Source organism: Corallococcus exercitus (genome assembly GCF_003611585.1).
Taxonomy (GTDB): domain Bacteria; phylum Myxococcota; class Myxococcia; order Myxococcales; family Myxococcaceae; genus Corallococcus; species Corallococcus exercitus.
Genome location: NZ_RAVW01000746.1, coordinates 1 through 1,939, shown reverse-complemented (window position 1 = coordinate 1,939; position 1,939 = coordinate 1). Strand labels below are relative to the sequence as shown.

The following is a 1,939-nucleotide window of genomic DNA, read 5'->3' as shown; positions in this document are numbered from 1 at the left end:
GGGGTGGCGCGAGCAGCACGGTCATCCCCGTGGAGCTCATCGTCGCCAAGCAGCGAAACGGCCCCATCGGCTCCATCGACCTGGTGTTCCTCGCGGAATACACGCGCTTCGAAAGCCGCGCCCGGAGCGAGTAGCCCTCTTCGTCAGTCCCGGCCGGTGCGCAGGTAGCCCGTGACGTGCTCGCGGGCCGCCCGCACCGCGGCTTCCGGCCCGGTGCCCCGGCCCAGCTCCGCCGCCAGCGCGGACGCCAGCCGGCAGCCCGTGCCCCGGCGCTCCGGGGGCCGCTTCAGCCGGCGTCCCCGCATCACCAGCGTGCGCCCGGAGAAGGCCAGCACGTCCGCCAGGCCCTGCCCTTCCGGCAGGTGCCCGCCCTTCACCAGCACCGCGCCGAAGCCGCGCTGACACAGCGCCTCCGCCGCGTCCTGGGCGTCCTCCACCGTGCCCAGCGCGGGCCGGCCCAACAGCCACGCGGCCTCCTCCAGGTTCGGCGTCACCAGCACGCGCGGGCCCGCCAGCGCCAGGTAGTGCCGGGGCGTCAGCCGCGACAGCGCCTGTCCCCGCGACGAGCGCACCACCGGGTCCACCACCCACCACGCGTCCACGTCCTTGAGCGCCGCCTTCGCCGTGGAGAGCTGCGACGGGCCGGGCACCACGCCCCACTTCACCGCGTGCACGGGCCCCCACTCGCGCGCGGCCGTCACCTGCGCGGCCAGCATGCGCGGCGAGGCCGGCACCACCGCGAACGTGTGCGAGCCCTGCGCCGTCTGGGCCGTGGGCACCGCCACCGCGTCCCCGCCCCGCGCCCGCACCGCGGCCACGTCCGCCAGGAGCCCCGCGCGGCCCGTGGGCTCCAGTCCCGCCAGGAGCAGGACGCGCGGCCTCACCGGCGGTGCTCTCGCGCCTTCTGCACCAGCGACTTGTAGACGCCCAGGTGCACCGGGATGGTCCCCAGCATCAGCTCCGGGTGCCACTGCACGCCCAGCGCGAACGCGTGCGCGGTGGACTCAATCGCCTCCACCACGCCGTCCGGCGACACCGCGCTCACCGTCACGTCCGTGCCCGGCTTGTTCACCGCCTGGTGGTGCGTGGAGTTCACCATCAGCTGCCCGTGCCCCACGGCCTCCGCCAGCAGCGTGCCGTTCTTCACCTCCACCGGGTGCTGCGGCTGGGTGCGGTCGTGCTTCTGCTCGTGGTCGCGCGCGCCCGGCACCTCGCGCAGGATGTCCTGGAACAGCGTGCCGCCCAGCACCACGGCCAACAGCTGCATGCCGCCGCACACGCCCAGCACCGGCAGGTTGCGCTTGAGCGCGCCGCGGATCAGCTGCGCCTCGAAGGCCGTGCGGCCCTCCTTCAGCGGCCCCATGCCGTCACGGGCCTCCTCGCCGTACGCGGACGGAGGGATGTCGAACGCGCCGCCCGTCACCACCAGCCCGGACACCCGCTCCAGGTAGGCGTCCACGCAGGACGCGTCGTCGGTGTACGGCAGCACGAAGGGCAGGCCCCCCGCGCGCAGCACCGCCTCCGCGTAGGGCACCTTCAGCTCGTAGCGGGGGAAGGCGGAGTCGGCCGGCTGGACCCAGTCCGGGCTGAGGCCGATGTTGGGACGACGCGGGGTCGTCCCGTGATGACGCGATGTCGGATGGTTCATGGTGGGGGAGCTCCCTCGGGTTAGAGGCCAGTCCCCCGCGCGCTGTCAAACGCGGCCGACAGCTGCCGCACCCGCTCGGCGATGTCCTGGGCGAGCAGGACGTCGGACACCACCGCCGCGCCGTGCGCCCCCGTCGCCGCCACCTGCGCGATGTTCGAAAGGCCCACTCCGCCAATCCCCACCACCGGCAGGGGGCTCTCCGCCACCACCCGCCGGAAGGCCTCCAGCCCCAGCACCGGCGCCTGCACCACCTTCGTGGTCGTGCCGAACAGCGGCCCCACGCCCACGTAG

Annotated in this window: 4 protein-coding genes; 1 reads left to right on the top strand and 3 read right to left on the bottom strand. The window is 74.5% G+C overall.

Features of this window, described 5'->3' with window-relative positions; all coding sequences use genetic code 11:
- Positions 1-134 (top strand): DnaB-like helicase C-terminal domain-containing protein (locus D7W79_RS41605; protein ID WP_147442349.1); only part of this gene is annotated, 134 nt, incomplete at its 5' end.
- A gap of 9 nt (positions 135-143) precedes the next feature.
- Here the strand turns inward: D7W79_RS41605 and thiD are convergent.
- From thiD to D7W79_RS41590, 3 genes are all read right to left on the bottom strand, one after another.
- Positions 144-884 (bottom strand): bifunctional hydroxymethylpyrimidine kinase/phosphomethylpyrimidine kinase, encoded by a 741-nt coding sequence (gene thiD, locus D7W79_RS41600; RefSeq protein WP_120530708.1) that lies wholly within the window; start codon positions 882-884, stop codon positions 144-146.
- Positions 881-1,648, bottom strand: a complete 768-nt coding sequence (locus D7W79_RS41595; protein ID WP_120530707.1) for a gamma-glutamyl-gamma-aminobutyrate hydrolase family protein — start codon at positions 1,646-1,648, stop codon at positions 881-883. Before D7W79_RS41595 ends, thiD begins: the two co-directional genes overlap by 4 nt.
- A 20-nt stretch (positions 1,649-1,668) precedes the next feature.
- On the bottom strand, positions 1,669-1,939 hold a 271-nt coding region (locus D7W79_RS41590; protein WP_147442348.1), incomplete at its 5' end, for a thiamine phosphate synthase.